Source organism: Primorskyibacter sp. S87, assembly GCF_049801055.1.
Lineage (GTDB): Bacteria > Pseudomonadota > Alphaproteobacteria > Rhodobacterales > Rhodobacteraceae > JBNAGF01.
Genome location: NZ_JBNAGF010000002.1, coordinates 134,490 through 151,377, shown reverse-complemented (window position 1 = coordinate 151,377; position 16,888 = coordinate 134,490). Strand labels below are relative to the sequence as shown.

Here is a 16,888-nt window from a genome sequence, read left to right as displayed (position 1 = left end):
CGGGTGCAGACCTGAGCCAGTGTGAGCCAGGACCGGATGGGTCCGATTGAAAGGGAGCAAACGAATGACCGCACGATTCGAAGGCACAGCCGAATACGTGGCAACGGACGACCTCAAGATTGCAGTCAATGCCGCCGTGACGCTGGAACGCCCGTTGCTGGTCAAGGGTGAGCCCGGAACCGGCAAGACCGAGTTGGCCAAGCAGGTGGCCGGCGCGCTGGGGCTCGAGATGTTGGAATGGAACATCAAATCGACCACCCGCGCCCAGCAGGGGTTGTACGAATATGATGCGGTCAGCCGACTGCGCGACAGCCAACTGGGCGAAGAGCGCGTTCACGACGTGCGCAACTACATCAAGAAGGGAAAGCTCTGGCAGGCATTTGAATCCGGCGAAAAGATCGTTCTGCTGATCGACGAAATCGACAAAGCCGACATCGAGTTCCCAAACGACCTTCTGCAGGAACTCGATAAGATGGAGTTTCATGTTTACGAGACCGGTGAAACAATTCGGGCGAAAACGCGCCCCATCGTTATCATTACCTCGAACAATGAAAAGGAATTGCCCGACGCATTCCTGCGCCGGTGCTTCTTTCACTATATCCGGTTCCCCGATGAAACCACGATGCGAAAGATTGTCCAGGTCCATCACCCGGGCATCAAAGAGGCCCTGCTGACCACGGCCCTGACCCAGTTCTATGAAATCCGCGATATGCAGGGGCTCAAAAAGAAGCCCTCGACCTCCGAGGTTCTGGATTGGCTCAAACTGTTGCTGGCTGAAGACCTCACACCCGAAGACCTGAAGGCTGGCGGAACCAATGCCTTGCCGAAACTGCACGGGGCCCTGCTGAAGAACGAACAAGACGTCCATCTGTTCGAGCGACTCGCCTTCATGGCGCGCGGACAGCGCTAACTCTGGGCAGAATCGGGCTTTTCCGGAAACGATAGCTTCTGGTCGGCGCGACTGTCCGCCGACCGGAAACCCCAAATGGGCCGGAAACCCATAGAAATGGTGGCAAAATTAAGTTTTGCCTTGTCGGGCTATACCCCCTCTGACACCGTCGGGTCATGTCAGTGACACATTTTTTACTCATTTGCCCCGTGTTTTTTCCAGTGATGGGCCGGTTTGCGCAGCTGCAAAAGGCATGTGCTCTGCGCACCGGCCCGCTTTTTCATACTGATTTTCCTGACATTTTTTCGATAGCGAACTCCATTTCTCATCGAGGTCCCTGCTCATGATCCGATCCGCTGCCATTTTCTTCGGTCTGGCCCTGGCCCTGTCCGGCTGCGCCTCCGCTCCGCTCGAAGACACCCCAACACGCGCACAGATTGCAGAAAGCACCCTGCCGCCGATGAAGGGATTCACGACTGCACGTCCTTATGCTCCGGCGCGGTCGAACGGAAACATTGCAGCAGATTTCCTGTCGCTTCATTTCGAACTGGAAAGCGGGCGCGAGCTGCCCATTCTTACGCGGTTCGAAACTCCGATCACGGTGCGCGTCACCGGCAGCGCCATTCCGCCAAGCCTGAATTCCGATCTCGGTCGCCTGCTGGCGCGTCTGCGCCGCGAAGCGGGCATCGACATCCAGCAGGTCACTCATGAAAACGCGAGCGTCACGATTCAACCGGTCAGCCGTGCAGAAATCCGCAAGGCCCTGCCGCACGCCGCCTGTTTCGTCGTTCCCAATGTCTCGAGCTTTGACGAGTATCGCCGCGACCGCCGCAAGAGCAAGACCAACTGGTCGAACCTGCAAACCCGCGAACGTCTTGCGATCTTCCTGCCCAACGACTCCAGCCCGCAGGAGGTCCGCGACTGCCTGCACGAAGAACTGGCCCAGGCAATCGGACCGCTGAACGACCTGTATCGCCTGCCGGATTCTGTGTTCAACGACGACAACGTGCACCGCGTGCTGACCGGGTTCGACATGCTGGTTCTGCGAGCCACCTACTCACCCGAACTGCGCAGCGGCATGTCACGCGGCGAAGTTGCCGCCGTGCTGCCCGAACTACTGAGCCGTCTCAATCCGCGCGGCAACGCCATTGCATCGACACCGGTTGTAAAGACGCCACGCAGCTGGATCGAAGACGTTCAGACAGCCTATGGCCCGCGTGTAAAACCCGAAGAGCGCATTGCTGCGGCCACCCGCGCAGCCCAGACCGCCGAGCGCATGGGCTGGACCGATCATCGGCGCGCCTTCAGCCTGTATTTGTTGGGCTTGATGACACAATCGCGGGATCTGCGTCTGTCCCAGCAGTATTTCGGTACCGCGCTGCATTACCTGGCCCAAACCCCCGGAACCGAGGTCCACAAGGCCTACATCACTGCGCAGACTGCCGCCTATGCGCTGACTCAGGGCGACGGGGCAACGGCTTTGCGTCAGGTTCGCGGGCAGATCGAAACCGCGGCCCGGGCCGAAAACGCCGAGTTGCTGTCGACTCTGATGCTGCTTGAAGCCGAAGGATATGATCTGGCGGGGCAACATGACCGCGCCGCATCGGTGAGGCTGGACAGCGTCGGTTGGGCACGTTACGGATCCGGCTCTGATTGGGCGGTACGGGCCAAGATGCAGAACATCGCGACCCTGAGCCCTGTGCAAAGGTTCGGCGGATAATACATGATCGTATTCTTTTTGGCTCTTCTCGGGGCCGTCATCGGGGCAGTGACCGCGCGGAAACGTAACGGCAAACCGGCAGACATAGCGCAATATGCCGCCGGGTATGCAATTGCTTTTGCCATCGTTGGGCTGTTAGCTACGACTCTGGTGCACCGTATGGCGATCTGACCCGATGTTTCTGCCCTTCTTCGAGAATCTGAGGAAAAGTGGCATTCCCGTTTCCCTGCGGGAGTACCTGACCTTTCTCGAAGGCATGAAGCAGGGTCTGGCGACATATGACGTCGAGGCGTTCTATTACCTTGCCCGCGTCTCGATGGTGAAGGACGAACGCAACATCGACAAGTTCGACCGTGCCTTTGCCGCAAGTTTCGAGGGTCTGGAAGAAATCAGCTTTGGCCAGGTCATGGAAGCCATCGATATTCCCGGCGACTGGCTGGAGAAAATGGCTGAAAAACACCTCAGCGCCGAAGAAAAGGCCGAGATTGAGGCCTTGGGCGGTTTCGACAAACTGATGGAAACGCTGCGCGAGCGGTTGAATGAACAGCAGGGCCGGCATCAGGGCGGTAACAAGTGGATCGGAACTGCAGGCACCTCCCCTTTCGGCGCCTATGGATACAACCCCGAAGGCGTGCGCATCGGCCAGAAGGAAAGCCGCCACCAGCGCGCAGTCAAGGTCTGGGACAAGCGCGAGTTCAAGAACCTCGACGACACCGTTGAACTGGGGACCCGCAACATCAAGGTCGCACTCAAACGCCTGCGCCGCTGGGCGCGGGAAGGTGCCGCGATGGAGCTGGACTTGGATGGAACCATCCGGGCAACCGCCGAGCATGGCTATCTCGATGTCAAGGAGCGCCCCGAGCGTCACAACGCGGTCAAGGTCGTCCTGTTTCTGGATGTCGGCGGTTCGATGGACCCGCATATCAAGGTGGTAGAAGAACTGTTTTCGGCCGCCCGCGCCGAGTTTAAGCACCTTGAATACTATTACTTCCACAACTGTCTTTATGAAGGTGTCTGGAGGGACAATCGCAGGCGCTGGAACGCCCAGATCCCGACACATGAAGTGCTCCGCACTTATGGTCCTGATTATAAGTGTATTTTTGTGGGCGACGCCTCGATGTCACCCTACGAGATTGCCTATCCCGGCGGTGCCAATGAACATTGGAACCAGGAGGCCGGGCAAGTCTGGCTGGCGCGCGCGCGCGAACAATGGAACTCGAACCTCTGGATCAATCCGGTGCCCGAGAAATACTGGGACTACACTCATTCCATCGGGATGATCCGGGAGATCTTTGAGGATCGCATGGTCCCAATGACGCTGTCCGGGCTGGAACAGGGCATGCGTGACCTGACACGCTGAATTCGTATCAATCCGGCGAAACCCGCGTCAGCCGACGCAGGTGTCGCCCCGGTTACGGCTTGGCTCAGCTTGTCGGCGAGCAGACGGTCGCACCGGCTTCGGTGGTCGCAAGCTGGTAACCGGCCGGGCAGCTGGCATTTCCTACCTTGTCATAGCTCGGCTGGATATAAACCGGTGCGGGTTCGGGCTGGGAACAGGCCGCAAGGGCAAGGGCGCAAGAACTCAAGACAGCAAGTTTCAGTTTCATCGTAATCATCCTTTTCCAGTGACCAGACCAAGACCCCAAAATTCCCGGGCAAGCTCAGGTTACGCCGTGCCCGTGAACCCGGCAATGCGGGGCCTGCTTTGCTTAGGTCATGGGCGGGAAAGGGCCAATGCATCTCGGACCTTCGGCGGCTTGCCTTCTGACGCCAGCCCGCCCATATCAGTTGCATGTTGAAGTTCACCCCGCTCTTGCTGGCCCTTCTTTACGGGCTGGCCATGTACCGAATCTCGGTCTGGCGAACACATCGGGAGTTGGACGCCCGATCGACTGAACTGGCCGATCCGACTCTGAAGGCCCTAACCGACAGGCTGGCTGCTGCGCTCGAACTACGGCGCATTCCGGTGCACATCTACGAGATTGACCCGGTCAACGGCCTTGCGGCACCTGATGGACGGATCTTCATTACCCGTGGGTTCTACAGGAAGTACCGCAATGGCGAGGTCAGCGGAGAGGAAATGACCTCGGTTATCGCGCATGAACTGGGCCATGTGGCCCTCGGCCATGCACGAAAGCGAATGATCGATTTTTCCGGCCAGAACGCGCTGCGTACAGCGCTGGTGATTTTGCTCGGGCGTTTCATTCCACTTATCGGTGTCTGGATTGCCAATTCGCTGACCGCGCTGTTGGCCGCGCGCCTGTCCCGAGCAGATGAGTACGAAGCCGACGAATACGCCGCTGCTTTGCTGGTCAAGGCCGGTATTGGTGTGGAACCGCAGAAGTCCCTGTTTCGCAAGCTTAATGCATTGACCGAAGCGCGGGCCGGCGTCGCTCCGGCATGGCTTATGTCGCATCCGGGGACCGAAGACCGCATCAAGGCAATCGAAAATCTGGAGCGCCGCTGGTCGAAGGTTTGATTGAGCACCAAAAGTTGCAAATCAAACAGCGAATTTGCCGATTGTTTCTGCAAAAATCCCGTTACTACAGTATCGCTTTGGTCAGGAAGTCAGCGCTTTCGCCAGTCTAGGCAAGCGTGCTTTCTTGAGCAAGGGCCGCATTGTCCATTGATCACCCGATAACCTGTTCGCCTCCTCCAGTACGGCATTTGCAACTTGGCCCATGCCGTCGGGATCCTGTTGCCAGAACCGGTGCAGGAAACCGTCCGGGTCTATGCGATCCACCCCCTCCTCGGCCAGCGTGCTGCGGGGGAAATCGCGGGTATTGAGGGTAATGATCAGGTCTGCGGAACTGGCAATAGCAGTGGCCAGCACATGCGTGTCTGCCGGATCCGGCAACCAGAGCCGGGATTCGGTTCCTGGCGCGGGGGGCCATTCGGCTTCTGGCCAGTCGGCACGCACCAACGCAATTTCGGCACGGGCCTGAACTTCGCCATCGGGGCCGAGTTTTTTGGCCGCGCGTGCCCACTCCTCAAGAATGCGTTCGGACCAGATCGGTGTGAAATGGCCGATTCGAGCAGCACCCAAAAGCACCGCGCGCATCACCGTCGGATAGATCACGCAAGTATCCAGAACGGCCTTCATCTTAGCATCACAGGCGGAAGAATACGGATTTGAGGTATCCGCTTTCCGCAAGTTGGGGCAGCTGCGGATGATCCGGGCCGGCAAACCCGGTGTGCAGCAGTTGCGCGCTCCGTCCTGCTCGACCAATGCCACGTGCCGAGGCAGCTCTGAACCGGGACAAATCAGCCGCATGGGAGCAGGAGCAAAGACCAAGATACCCGCCCGGCGCCACCAATGGTGCGGCCAGTCGAGCAATACGTTCATAAGCCCTCAAACCGGCGTCCAGCGCCTGTTTCGATGGCGCAAATGCCGGAGGGTCGCAAATAACCACATCATATTGCGCCCCCTCGCCGCCCAGTGCCGTCAAAACATCAAATGCATCGCCTTGTCGCGTCTCGAGTTTTTCACCGTGGCCCGAAGCCTCGGCCCCTTGCCGCGCCAGTTCGAGCGCCGCCGCGGAAGCATCGACCGAAAGCGCCTGCCCGGCTCCGCCAGCCAGCATCGCCAGAGCAAACCCGCCCACATGTGAAAAGACGTCGAGCACGCGGGCACCGGGTTTGACCAGACCGGCGGAAAAGGCATGGTTGGGACGCTGGTCATAGAACAGGCCGGTCTTTTGACCACCTGTCAAATCGGCCATGTAAGTTGCGCCGTTCATGGTGACTGGCACGGGCGCTGCCGGTGTTTCACCCGACAGTACCGCGTTCACGTCATCCAGCCCCTCAAGTCCACGAGTTCGGCCCGAAGCATTCTTGATGATGGTCTTGACCCCGGTGACCTCTGCGAGAGCGGTAGAAAGAACATCAAGATAGGCCTCCGCCCATGCAGCATTGGGCTGAACAACACAAACCTCGCCAAACCGATCGATCACGATACCCGGCAACCCGTCCGCTTCGGCGTGAACCAGACGATAGAACGGGTCTTTGAACAGCTGTTCCCGAAGTTCCAGAGCTCGGCCAATTCGTCTGGCGAACCAGCCATGATCCAACTGGGCCTGCGTATCGCGGTCCAGCATCCGGCACATGATCTTGGATGTCGGATTGACAGCTACCAGACCCAACGGTACCCGCGCCTCATCTTCGAGTATCGCAAGGGTTCCGGGTGCCAGTTTCCTGGTCCGGCGATCGGTCACGATTTCATTGACATAAGCCCACGGAAATCCGTGACGGATAGCCCGAGCATTGCTCTTTGGCTTCATGCGCACGACTGGATACGTGGCAGACTGGTCTGACTGAGGGGTCTCGTTGCTCATCTTTGGTTCGGCTTTCGCAGAGGATCCAACCGGATACATTGCTCGGCATACGGACGGATCGGTTCCGACCGTCTTTATCTGCTGATCCGGCACAGTTGAAGAGGTTGCGATACGCCGCAGTCTTGTAATCATGAAAAAAGGGTGCCCGACCGAGCACCCTTTTCCGGGACTACCCGAGGCAGAGCTGCCTCGGAGAGACTGAATTACATCTGGTTCATCATCTGGATGATACCGAGGCTGGCGTTTTCATACCCTTCCGGACTGGTGAGTTCCTGGCGGATAACCTCGGCAAGGTGGTTTGTGATACGCACCTTCTGGGTCAGACCGCGCGCCTCAGCTTCCAGCGCCTGCTGACCGCCAAAGGCATCAAGATCTGCGCGAACCCGGCGTGCCGGAACAACCAACTGTCCGGATTTGGGATCTTTCAAAACAAGGTCGAAAGTCAGGGCATGAACGCCGCCCGTGGTATAGCGCGCCTTTTCGGTCAGAGCGTGGAACTTGACCACCTGAATTTCAAGGTTGACCGGAACCGGTCCATGCATCGGCGCAACGCCGCGCTTCATCGCATCCAAAACGATTTTCTGCACTTGGGCGTGACGATCCCCGATCGGGTCTTCGCGCCAAACGATATCGCCGCGAGGGATATAGCTGTTGCGTTCCGACACTTTCAGAGAACGCGGAACGGTGACGCTCACGTTCTTGACAGTAACCGGGGCCTCGCCCGGTGTCAGTTGCAACCGTTTTCCGGACTGAGCCGGTTTGCCCGGTTCCGATCCGGGGATTGCAAGCTGACCGGACACAGCAGCGCGGGTCACGGTTGGTGCCGGCTTGGTCAGTTCGTAGCCCGCCGGAGCGGTTACGGCCACTGAGTTGTCCGGCAGATTTTCATAAGGGGCATTCCGGGTTGGGACGTCGACCGCCGCACAGGCCGAAACGCTCAGGCCAAGTCCCGTCAGCAGGATCATTCGCAGGGTTTTCATAGTCTCTCTCCTAGAACCGGCCCGATTCTGGACCATTTTAGATGACTGCTCAGGAGATCTTTGTCGCCGTCAAATGGGGCAACTTTTAGACAAATTGCGTGCCTTTTCGAGATTGTTTCCGTATTGGAACGGATCAGTTGCGCGGGCGTGAACGCCATCCCCCGCGCCGCCGTGGGGCAGAAATGCTGGTCAATCCATCTGTCAGGATCAGCGTCATGGGATGATCCGGCGCGTCTTTTTCGTATTCCTGCAATATCGAGGAAACGGCAGCGACATTGTCGGTCCCGCCCGGCAGGCTCAGCGCCCAATCCAGAAAAATGCTGCGGCACTCCGCCTGCGAGATTCCGTCGATCCGGTAGGCTTCGCGGATCAGACCCTTGGGGTCATTCGGATGATTGCTCTGTGCCATCGGCCTCTCGCTCCAATGCAGCGGAAATGATCTGATCTGCTTGCGCATAAACCTCTTCAAGTGCTTCCTGCAATGCGCCAAGACTGTCATAGCCCGCGCTGCGGCAAAGGAAGGCCGCGCCCCCTTCTCCCAGTTGCTCGGCTTCGACGACGGCGTCTGACAACAATCGCGCAGCAGTCTGCACCGACCACATTAAACGGTACCCCTGCCGAAGAACATCTGCATCCGCGACATCCAGCCACGCGCTTGCGACGGCCCCGTCAAGGCCCGCCGGAACATCCCTTGCCGCGCTACCCGAGGTGAGCGCTCCGGCCTGACTGATCAGTTCGATTTCCATCATGCGCCCCGGACCGGTCTTGGCATCCCATACGCCCGCAGGCGATTTCGCGGCGAGCAGACGGGCCCGCATTTCCGCCACTTCCTTGAGGACCTGCCCTTTGTCACGCGGCTCGGCCAACAGGGTTTGGCGGAAGCTTTCTATGTCTTCGCCAAGCGAAAGGTCGCCTGCCACGACACGCGCCCGCGTCAGCGCCAGATGTTCCCAGACCCAGGCCTCGTTTTGCTGATAATGGGTGAAGCTGGCCCAGCTTGTCGCCACAGGTCCCTGAGTTCCTGACGGGCGCAGGCGCATGTCCACCTCATACAGACGGCCCTGTGACATCGGTGCGGTCAGCGCGGTAATCAGAGCCTGTGTCAGCCGTGCATAATAAGGCCGTGTCGCCAGCGGGCGCGGCCCATCAGACATGTCCGCATCGAGCGGATCGTAAATCACGATAAGGTCCAGATCGGACCGTGCATTCAACCGTCCCGCGCCAAGAGAGCCCATTCCAACGACCGCTGCCCCGCGGCCGGGCGCCGGTCCGTGTTTTTGGGAGAACTGCTCGTAGACAATGGGGGTCACGGCGTCGATCACGGCGTTGGCAAGTTCGGCATATTGTTTTCCGGCGGTTCCTGCATCGATCAGGCCGCGCAGATGATGAACGCCGATACGGAAATTCCATTCCTTGTTCCAGCGTCTTGCAGTGTCGAGCTGACCCTCATAGTCGGCTTCGGCCTCCAGAACCCGTCGAAGATCGAACTGCAACGCGTCCTGCCCCGGCCAGTCCGCGAAGAAGTCCCCGCCAATCACAGCGTCGAAAACTGAGGCATTGCGCGACAAGTGGGACGCGAGCGCATGTGACGTACCCACAATATCGACAAGTAGGTCGATCAGGTGCGGGTTGGCTTCGAACAATGAAAACAGCTGCACGCCTGCGGGAAGCCCGGCAAGAAACCCGTCCAACGCGACCAAGGCTTCTTCGGGCTTTGCAGTTTTGGCCAGACGAGACAGGATTTCCGGCTTGAGGCGCTCGAAAATCTGGGCTCCACGCGTCGACCGCAAAGCCGGATACGTGGTCCACCGCGCGAGGATCGAGGCATCGAATTCTACGGCCGGCAGAGCTGCCTTGGGCGGAGGCGCAGCGTCGGGGGCAAAGAAGCCTTCGGTCAGTTCATGCACTTCGGTCAACCGGCGCTCCAGATCCTCGGTCAGATCCGAAACGGTCATTCCCATAAGGCAGGCAATCCGCGCGAATCCATCTTCGGACTGCGGCACCCGGTGCGTCTGCGCGTCATGCACCATCTGGATCCGATGTTCGACCTCGCGATGAGCGCGGTAGTGATCGGTCAGGCGCTCCGCCACCTCGTCGGGAATCCAGTCTTTGCCTGCCAGCCCGGCCAGTCCTTCGACGGTCCCCCGCATACGCAAGTCGTGATCGCGGCCGCCCGCGATCAACTGCCGGGTCTGGGTAAAGAACTCGATCTCGCGGATCCCGCCCCGGCCGAGCTTCATGTCATGTCCCGGAATTTCCAGCTTGCCCCCAGTTCCCTTGTTCTCACGGATCCGCAATCGCATGTCATGAGCATCCTGAATGGCTGCAAAATCCAGATGCCGCCGCCACACGAACGGGCGCAACGTATCCAGAAAGCGCTGCCCGGCAACAAGATCGCCAGCGCAGGCGCGTGCCTTGATATAAGCTGCGCGTTCCCATGTCCGACCGAGGCTTTCATAATAACGTTCTGCCGCCTCCATCGCGAGACAGACCGGTGTAACGGCCGGGTCGGGGCGCAGCCGGAGATCGGTCCGGAAGACATATCCGTCCGAGGTCTTCTCGCTCAGAGTGGAACAGAAGTTGCGCGTCGCACGCACCATCCCCTGCCGGGCTTCGAAGAAGTCATCGGGATCAAAGCGGGTCTCGTCAAACAACACGATCAGATCAATGTCTGAACTGTAGTTCAGTTCGTGCGCTCCCATCTTGCCCATAGCGAGAATCACCATCCCCGCTGCATCGGCCACATCATCGGCGTTCATCCCCGGCAATTTCTTGCGCCGGATAAGGTTGGCGATTTCGGCCTTGGCCGCCACGTCTGCGGCCAGACCCCCAAAATCCGTAAGAACCGCTGTCACCCGTTCCAAAGGCCAGGCACCGGACAAGTCCGCCAGTGCCGTGAGCAGAGCCATCCTCCGCTTGCCGCGCCTGAGGCCGGGTTTCAGTTGATCGGGCGGCAGCGCGGCGGCTTCTTCAAACACCGACGCCAGTGCCACGTCGGGGGCCAGCAAGGCCTGCGAAATCCACTCGGACTCGCGATCGATCAACCCTTTCAGGTAGGGACTGGATCCTGCCGCACCTTCCACCAACGCAGCCAGATCGCCTTGGAGTTCGGGTAAGACCGCGCGTGCCGCGGCGCCAAGTTCAGGGTCAAATGGGCGGGGAAGTCGGGTAATCTGCAAGATATCGGACATGGCCGGAACATGCGGTGGTCTGCCGTTGCGGTCAATTCTTCCGGCGCCGTGATGGCATCGAACGGAACTTATGCCGCAGGGGTATCCTGCGAGAAACTGTTGAGCCAACCGCCCTCGGCACGCACCCAAAGCGAGGAGATATACATAATCTTCTCAGCTTCTTCGCCTGCGGGAACGTATCTTGCCCGATAGCACAGAATGACGTGGTCGTTGCTCAACGGAACCAACCGTTCCCGATCCAGCGCATAGCTTTGCATCGCCGGCCCATTTTCCAGTGCCGCCATATGTCCGGCGCGGTCGGAAAACCCACTTGGGTAAACGCCCAGAAAATCACTGGTCAGCATGGATCCGTCGGCCTGTGGGTCGCCAGCCACCAGCGCTTGCCAGACACGGGTTTCCAATTCCCGAAAAAACGACAGATCCGGCAGGGGCTTGATTTTGCGTTCCATAGGTCAAAACTTTCCCGGAACGCATGCAAGGTCAACCGGAGATGCGAGGAATTTCGCAATGAGCAAAAGCCTAAAACGAGTGCGCGCCGCTCTGGAGGCCGCTGGCGTGCCGCCAGACATCCGCGAGACCGAAGGTTCGCGCACTGCCGAAGACGCGGCGGCGGCAGTGGGCTGCCACGTGGACCAGATCGTCAAGTCAATCGTGTTTTGCGGGGAGGATAGCGGCAAGGCCATCCTTTTTCTCACTGCGGGCGGAAACCGTGTGGATGCTGATCTTGCAGCGGAATGTACCGGCGAGGCGCTTGGGAAAGCCGATGCCGCACTGATCCGTTCCCACACCGGATTCGCCATCGGAGGGGTATCCCCAATCGGCCAACTAACCCCGATCCGCAGTTTTCTTGACCCGCGCCTGTCAGATTTCGACAGGGTCTGGGCCGCCGCTGGCACACCGCGTCATGTGTTTTCCATCGCGCCCGACGATCTTGTTCGGATTACAGGCGCCGCATCGGCCAAATTCACAAGCTAGGCTACTGAACCCGAACCGATATCAATCAAAAAAACAGGTTCTGGAGAATCACGGCCCAACCGACGGAACCGGCCGCAGCGAAGGGCAGAATCCACCAGCCGGACTTTGCGCGGCACAAATCCGACTCGCTGTCTCTGCCTCTTTCAAATTCCCTATCAGGCCGTTCTGCCATGGCGGGTTCTCCCTCACATCCGGGATGGGTGAGTTAAAATCAGTATGTAGAACCAATCTTTGCCCCGCAACCATAGATTGTTTTACTTTGGTCGTATCGGCGGATTTCCCCGGTTTTTCGCACTTGCAGAATGTAAATCTTTTTTACATCACCCCTTGCAACACCATTCACGCGCTCCAATATCACATCATGTGAAGGGCATTTACATTGCCTCTCAACACTGAAACCAGGAGAGAAAGAGACCGACCATGACAACCTTGTCTGACCCCGTCCCCACCCAAGCCCCACAGATGGGCTGGTTCAGCCGTGCCGAGGCTTGGCTCGACAGCAAAGGCAAAGGCGCCTGGATTGCCGCTATGGTTCTGGGCTTTGTCTTTTTCTGGCCCGTTGGCCTCGCCTTTCTGTTTTACATGATCTGGAGCAAACGTATGTTTGGAAAATCCTGCCGCCGTTCGGGCTGGTCGCCCTCGATGATGCCCATGGGCAATACCGGAAACAGTGCTTTTGACAGCTACAAAGCCGACACCCTGCGTCGTCTGGAACAGGAACAGCGCGATTTCGAAACCTTCCTCGAACGGCTCCGGGAAGCCAAGGATAAGGCCGAATTCGATCAGTTCATGGATGAACGCGCCCGTTCCGCCCGGAACGATCACAAGGTCGAAGACGACGCCTGATCTTTGCAGAGAACTCTCCGCCGTGCCCCGGCCTGATTGCCGGGGCATTGCCATTCCATACTGATTGAGACCTACCATGACCGCCCTGCCCGACCCCGACATCCAACCGCAATTCTATTCATCCGTCGCTACGCGTCGTCTTGTTGCATGGATCTTTGACACCTTCGTCATCCTCATGCTGAGCTTCCTTGCCGTGCTGATGACCGCCTTTGTCGGCGCATTTGTCTGGGGTGCCCTCTATCTGGTTATCGGCTTTGTCTACCGAACCGCCACTATCGCGTCCGGTTCTGCCACATGGGGAATGCAATTTGCCGGGATCGAACTGCGGGATGCATATGGAGCGCGGCTGGATGGCGGGCTCGCTCTCGCTCATACTGCCGGCTACACGGTCAGCATGGCATTGCCGCTGATCCAGCTGGTGTCGATCGTCATGATGCTGACCTCGGCCCGGGGGCAGGGTTTGACAGATGCGATCCTGGGCACAGTGGCTCTAAACCGCCGGGCCTGAACAGCGATCAACTCTTGCGTGGTTGCTTCCGGTTGCTATCATCGCCCGAGGAAACCGCGAGCCTTCAAGAGCCCATTATGCGTCACACACTGCCGATAGCACCGCAGTTCTATGTCACAGCTCCACAGCCGTGCCCCTATCTGGATGGGCGAATGGAACGCAAGCTGTTCACGGCCCTCCAAGGGGACGGCGCGGATACGCTCAACAACAGCCTGTCACAGCAAGGGTTTCGCCGGTCGCAGAATGTCCTTTACCGGCCCAGCTGCGCGGATTGTTCCGCCTGCATGTCCGCCCGGATCGACGTGTCGAAATTCGAACCCAACAAGGGGCAGCGGCGCACGATCCGACGCAATGAAAGGGTGAACCGCCGGGCAACATCGCCCTGGGCCACCGAAGAACAATACGAACTCTTCCGAGAGTATCTCGATTCCCGCCATGCTGACGGTGGAATGGCTGATATGGACGTGTTTGAGTTCGCGGCCATGATCGAGGAAACCCCGATCCGCAGCCGGGTCATCGAATACACGGACGCCGAGACCAACCAGTTGATTGCGGTAGGCCTGACCGATGTGCTCGAGGACGGCGTGTCGATGGTCTATTCGTTCTATACGCCCGAATGCCCCCAGAACTCGCTTGGCACCTACATGATCCTCGATCATATCGACATCGCGCGCGAGGCAGGTCTGCCTTACGTCTATCTGGGCTACTGGGTTCCCGGCAGCCCCAAGATGGGCTACAAGGCCCGGTTTTCCGGGCTTGAGGTCTACCAGAACGGTGAATGGAAACCGATGCTGGATCCCGACACCTATGCAACGGCCAGCCACCCACTTTCGACCGATCCGATTGCCGAACAGGTCGCCAATATTCAGCTGCCGGACCGCAGAGCCAAGGGGCTCTGACTGCCTGCTTCGTAGATCCACACCCTGTTTCGACAAATGCCTCCCGCGACCCTTCGCTCTTGAAGGCTCCGCCGGGTTCGAGATGTGTGCATAAGTGCCTCACCGAGACAGCGCCGCTTGGTCAAACGAAAAAGAGAGCCCGAGGGCTCTCTTTATTTGCAGATTGACCGGCGCTGATCAGTTCGGGATCAGATCGGGTATGATCGTCACGATGCCCGGGAACAACCACAGGATCGCCAACCCGACCACCTGAATGATCACGAACGGCAGGATCCCGCGATAGATATGCGCCGTCGTGACTTCCTTGGGAGCCACCCCGCGCAGATAGAACAGCGCAAACCCGAAAGGAGGTGTCAGGAACGACGTTTGCAGGTTCACCGCCACCATGATCGTCACCCATTTCGGATCGAACGAACCGCCATAGATGACCGGCCCCACGATTGGGATCACGATGTAGATGATCTCGAGGAAATCCAGAACGAAACCAAGGATAAACAACACCAACATCACGATGAGAAACACCGTGAATTCGTTGTCAAAGCTCTTGAGGAACTGCTGAATGTAATGTTCGCCACCAAAGGAGATCACCACAAGATTCAGCAACTGCGAGCCGATCAGGATGGTGAACACCATCGAGGTTACCTTGGCGGTTTCCCTCACGACCGGTGTCAACACTCCGCCTGCATACAGCACCCAACATCCGAACAGCAGCCCGAACAGCGCATAGAGATAGGCGCAATAGGCAAAGATGAATGCAATCCAGCTTTCGACGCTGACCTGATCCTGGTTGATACGAAGGTCAAAGTTCACCCCAACCAGAATACTGATCAGGATCGCAAAGGTTGACCAGATGATCACCATGCCGGAGCGGCCTTCATCCTGCAGCTTTCGATAGGCCGCCAGCATGATCGCCCCACCCGCGCCCAGCGCCGCTGCCGGGGTCGGGTTGGTAATTCCGCCAAGGATCGAACCCAACACAGCGATGATCAGAACAAGCGGTGGGAACACAACCCGGATGAGTTCGTTTTTGGTGGCCCGGATTGCGGCTTCGCGACAGCCATATATGGTCAGCGCGAACGGGATCGCCATCAGAACGAACGTCGCGCCCGAAGAGGTTGTCGGAGCCACAAGGATCACGTCAACCAGCAGCACCAACAGCAAACCGATGGCGCCCACGATCAGCGGTTTTGCGTCCTTCGAAGGTGCAATGCCCCGACCCAAAACCAGCGTCAGACCCAGCAGCAGCGCAAGAACGGCAACACCGGTCCCGATGGGTGCAGCAGCATCGACTCGGGCCTGCCGGGCTTCGGCAATCTGTTCCTCGGTCAGGCGCTGGCTTTCGGTTACGCCCCCGGAAGCATCAATCGCTTCCTGTTCGGCGACTGCAGCGTCCCATGCTTCCTGACCGTGCAGTTCGATCATCGATCCCTGACACTGTTCGGACACGTTGGTGCGCAGACTTGCCCCTTCTCCGATATCGGAGAACGAAGAAACGGTGATGTCCTGCGAGCCGATGATCCCGGCACTGCCAAGCAGCAGGACACCGCCAATCAGGGCTGCGGGAACAGCAATGAACCAAGTCAGACCTTCGCTGCGGGTAATCGGTTCATGGTTGGATGCGCCCATCTCGACCGCCGGAGCCTTGTCCGGGTTCATCAGAGCGTAGCCGAAGGCGTAGAGCGCATATAGCAGCGCAAGCATAATGCCCGGAAGCAGCGCCGCCTGGAACAGCGTTCCGACCGAAACAACCGCAGGCTCGCCCAGATAGGTCAGCGCGTCGGTGCAACCTGCCGCCACGGCGCGGCTTTCCTGCGCAGCCGAATAGAGATCCCCGGCCAGCGTTCCAAGCAGAACGATTACGATCGATGGCGGGATGATCTGCCCCAGCGTTCCCGAGGCGGCAATCACCCCGGTTGCGAGTTCCGGCGAATAGTTGTTGCGCAACATGGTCGGCAGCGCCAGCAGCCCCATGGTCACCACGGTGGCGCCGACGATACCGGTAGAGGCTGCAAGAAACGCGCCCACGACCACGATCGACACGGCAAGACCGCCCGGCAGAGGGCCAAAGACCCGCGCCATGGTTGTCAGGAGATCGTTGGCGATCTTGGACCGTTCCAGAGTGATCCCCATCAGAACGAACATCAGCACCGCAAGCAGGGTTTCGATCGACTGACCGGCCAGCACCCGCTCGTTCATCCGGTTCACGATGAAAGAAACGTTACGATCCAGCGCGGTTTCCCAGCCTTTCACAAAGACCGGTTCGGCAATCCGGGGCAGATCGGGGTATCGGAATACCGAGATTGTATCCGGATGCACTCCGGAATTGACCAGATCACGATACAGCTGTGTCGAACTGTCGATGGCCTGGTGGATCAGAAGTCCCGCACTGTCCAGCGCGGCGATGATGCCGAAGGAGATGATGCCGGCACCGGCGATGGCGAATGCCACCGGAAAACCGGACAGGATTGCTCCGAACAGGCAGAAGAACACGATAATGAGGCCGATTTCGACGCCATCAAGACCGAAAAGCATTGTTCAAGTCCTTT

17 protein-coding genes are annotated in these 16,888 nt (G+C 58.8%); 9 read left to right on the top strand and 8 right to left on the bottom strand.

What is annotated here, in order from left to right; translation table 11 throughout:
- Window positions 1-64 precede the first annotated feature (64 nt).
- The 4 genes from ACP15U_RS04135 (at window position 65) to ACP15U_RS04120 (ending at window position 3,969) form a co-directional block, all read left to right on the top strand.
- On the top strand, window positions 65-910 hold the full coding sequence (locus tag ACP15U_RS04135; protein WP_425043877.1) for an AAA family ATPase: 846 nt from the start codon (window positions 65-67) through the stop codon (window positions 908-910).
- A 322-nt stretch (window positions 911-1,232) separates the two neighbouring features.
- On the top strand, window positions 1,233-2,609 hold the full coding sequence (locus ACP15U_RS04130; RefSeq protein WP_425043876.1) for a DUF2927 domain-containing protein: 1,377 nt from the start codon (window positions 1,233-1,235) through the stop codon (window positions 2,607-2,609).
- A gap of 3 nt (window positions 2,610-2,612) precedes the next feature.
- Window positions 2,613-2,780, top strand: coding sequence for an apolipoprotein acyltransferase (locus tag ACP15U_RS04125; protein ID WP_425043875.1), 168 nt, complete (start codon window positions 2,613-2,615; stop codon window positions 2,778-2,780).
- Window positions 2,781-2,784: 4 nt separating this feature from the next.
- Window positions 2,785-3,969 carry a vWA domain-containing protein gene (locus ACP15U_RS04120; protein ID WP_425043874.1) on the top strand — a complete coding sequence of 395 codons (1,185 nt, stop codon included), beginning with the start codon at window positions 2,785-2,787 and terminating at the stop codon, window positions 3,967-3,969.
- Between the two features lie 64 nt (window positions 3,970-4,033).
- On the opposite strand, the gene ACP15U_RS04115 is transcribed toward ACP15U_RS04120, so the two are convergent.
- Window positions 4,034-4,216, bottom strand: coding sequence for a hypothetical protein (locus ACP15U_RS04115; RefSeq protein WP_425043873.1), 183 nt, complete (start codon window positions 4,214-4,216; stop codon window positions 4,034-4,036).
- Between the two features lie 185 nt (window positions 4,217-4,401).
- On the opposite strand from ACP15U_RS04115, the gene ACP15U_RS04110 reads away from it, so the two are divergent.
- Entirely contained in the window at window positions 4,402-5,088 is a 687-nt protein-coding gene (locus tag ACP15U_RS04110) for a M48 family metallopeptidase (RefSeq protein ID WP_425043872.1), read from the top strand.
- Between the two features lie 81 nt (window positions 5,089-5,169).
- On the opposite strand, the gene ACP15U_RS04105 is transcribed toward ACP15U_RS04110, so the two are convergent.
- From ACP15U_RS04105 to ACP15U_RS04080, 6 genes are all read right to left on the bottom strand, one after another.
- A complete protein-coding gene (locus tag ACP15U_RS04105) occupies window positions 5,170-5,712 on the bottom strand; it encodes an RSP_2648 family PIN domain-containing protein (protein WP_425043871.1) in 543 nt (180 codons plus the stop codon).
- A gap of 7 nt (window positions 5,713-5,719) precedes the next feature.
- Window positions 5,720-6,943 (bottom strand): RSP_2647 family RNA methyltransferase, encoded by a 1,224-nt coding sequence (locus tag ACP15U_RS04100; RefSeq protein ID WP_425043870.1) that lies wholly within the window; start codon window positions 6,941-6,943, stop codon window positions 5,720-5,722.
- Between the two features lie 203 nt (window positions 6,944-7,146).
- A complete protein-coding gene (locus ACP15U_RS04095; protein ID WP_425043869.1) occupies window positions 7,147-7,923 on the bottom strand; it encodes a DUF6778 family protein in 777 nt (258 codons plus the stop codon).
- Window positions 7,924-8,056: 133 nt separating this feature from the next.
- Window positions 8,057-8,332 carry a hypothetical protein gene (locus ACP15U_RS04090; RefSeq protein WP_425043868.1) on the bottom strand — a complete coding sequence of 92 codons (276 nt, stop codon included), beginning with the start codon at window positions 8,330-8,332 and terminating at the stop codon, window positions 8,057-8,059.
- Window positions 8,307-11,114: a glutamine-synthetase adenylyltransferase gene (locus ACP15U_RS04085; RefSeq protein WP_425043867.1), complete on the bottom strand. Its 2,808-nt coding sequence runs from the start codon at window positions 11,112-11,114 to the stop codon at window positions 8,307-8,309. The genes ACP15U_RS04090 and ACP15U_RS04085 overlap by 26 nt, the downstream gene beginning before the upstream one ends.
- 68 nt (window positions 11,115-11,182) lie before the next feature.
- A complete protein-coding gene (locus ACP15U_RS04080) occupies window positions 11,183-11,563 on the bottom strand; it encodes a DUF4440 domain-containing protein (RefSeq protein ID WP_425043866.1) in 381 nt (126 codons plus the stop codon).
- 58 nt (window positions 11,564-11,621) lie between these two features.
- Between ACP15U_RS04080 and ACP15U_RS04075 the strand changes: the two genes are divergently transcribed.
- The 4 genes from ACP15U_RS04075 to ACP15U_RS04060 all read left to right on the top strand — a co-directional run bounded on the left by ACP15U_RS04075 (window position 11,622) and on the right by ACP15U_RS04060 (window position 14,342).
- A complete protein-coding gene (locus tag ACP15U_RS04075) occupies window positions 11,622-12,089 on the top strand; it encodes a YbaK/EbsC family protein (RefSeq protein ID WP_425043865.1) in 468 nt (155 codons plus the stop codon).
- Between the two features lie 420 nt (window positions 12,090-12,509).
- Window positions 12,510-12,935 (top strand): DUF2852 domain-containing protein, encoded by a 426-nt coding sequence (locus tag ACP15U_RS04070; RefSeq protein ID WP_425043864.1) that lies wholly within the window; start codon window positions 12,510-12,512, stop codon window positions 12,933-12,935.
- Window positions 12,936-13,011: 76 nt separating this feature from the next.
- Window positions 13,012-13,443, top strand: a complete 432-nt coding sequence (locus ACP15U_RS04065) for an RDD family protein (protein ID WP_425043863.1) — start codon at window positions 13,012-13,014, stop codon at window positions 13,441-13,443.
- A gap of 77 nt (window positions 13,444-13,520) precedes the next feature.
- Window positions 13,521-14,342, top strand: coding sequence for an arginyltransferase (locus ACP15U_RS04060; RefSeq protein WP_425043862.1), 822 nt, complete (start codon window positions 13,521-13,523; stop codon window positions 14,340-14,342).
- Window positions 14,343-14,519: 177 nt separating this feature from the next.
- Here ACP15U_RS04060 and ACP15U_RS04055 read toward each other — a convergent pair whose 3' ends face one another.
- A complete protein-coding gene (locus ACP15U_RS04055) occupies window positions 14,520-16,874 on the bottom strand; it encodes a TRAP transporter large permease (protein ID WP_425043861.1) in 2,355 nt (784 codons plus the stop codon).
- Between the last annotated feature and the right edge of the window lie 14 nt (window positions 16,875-16,888).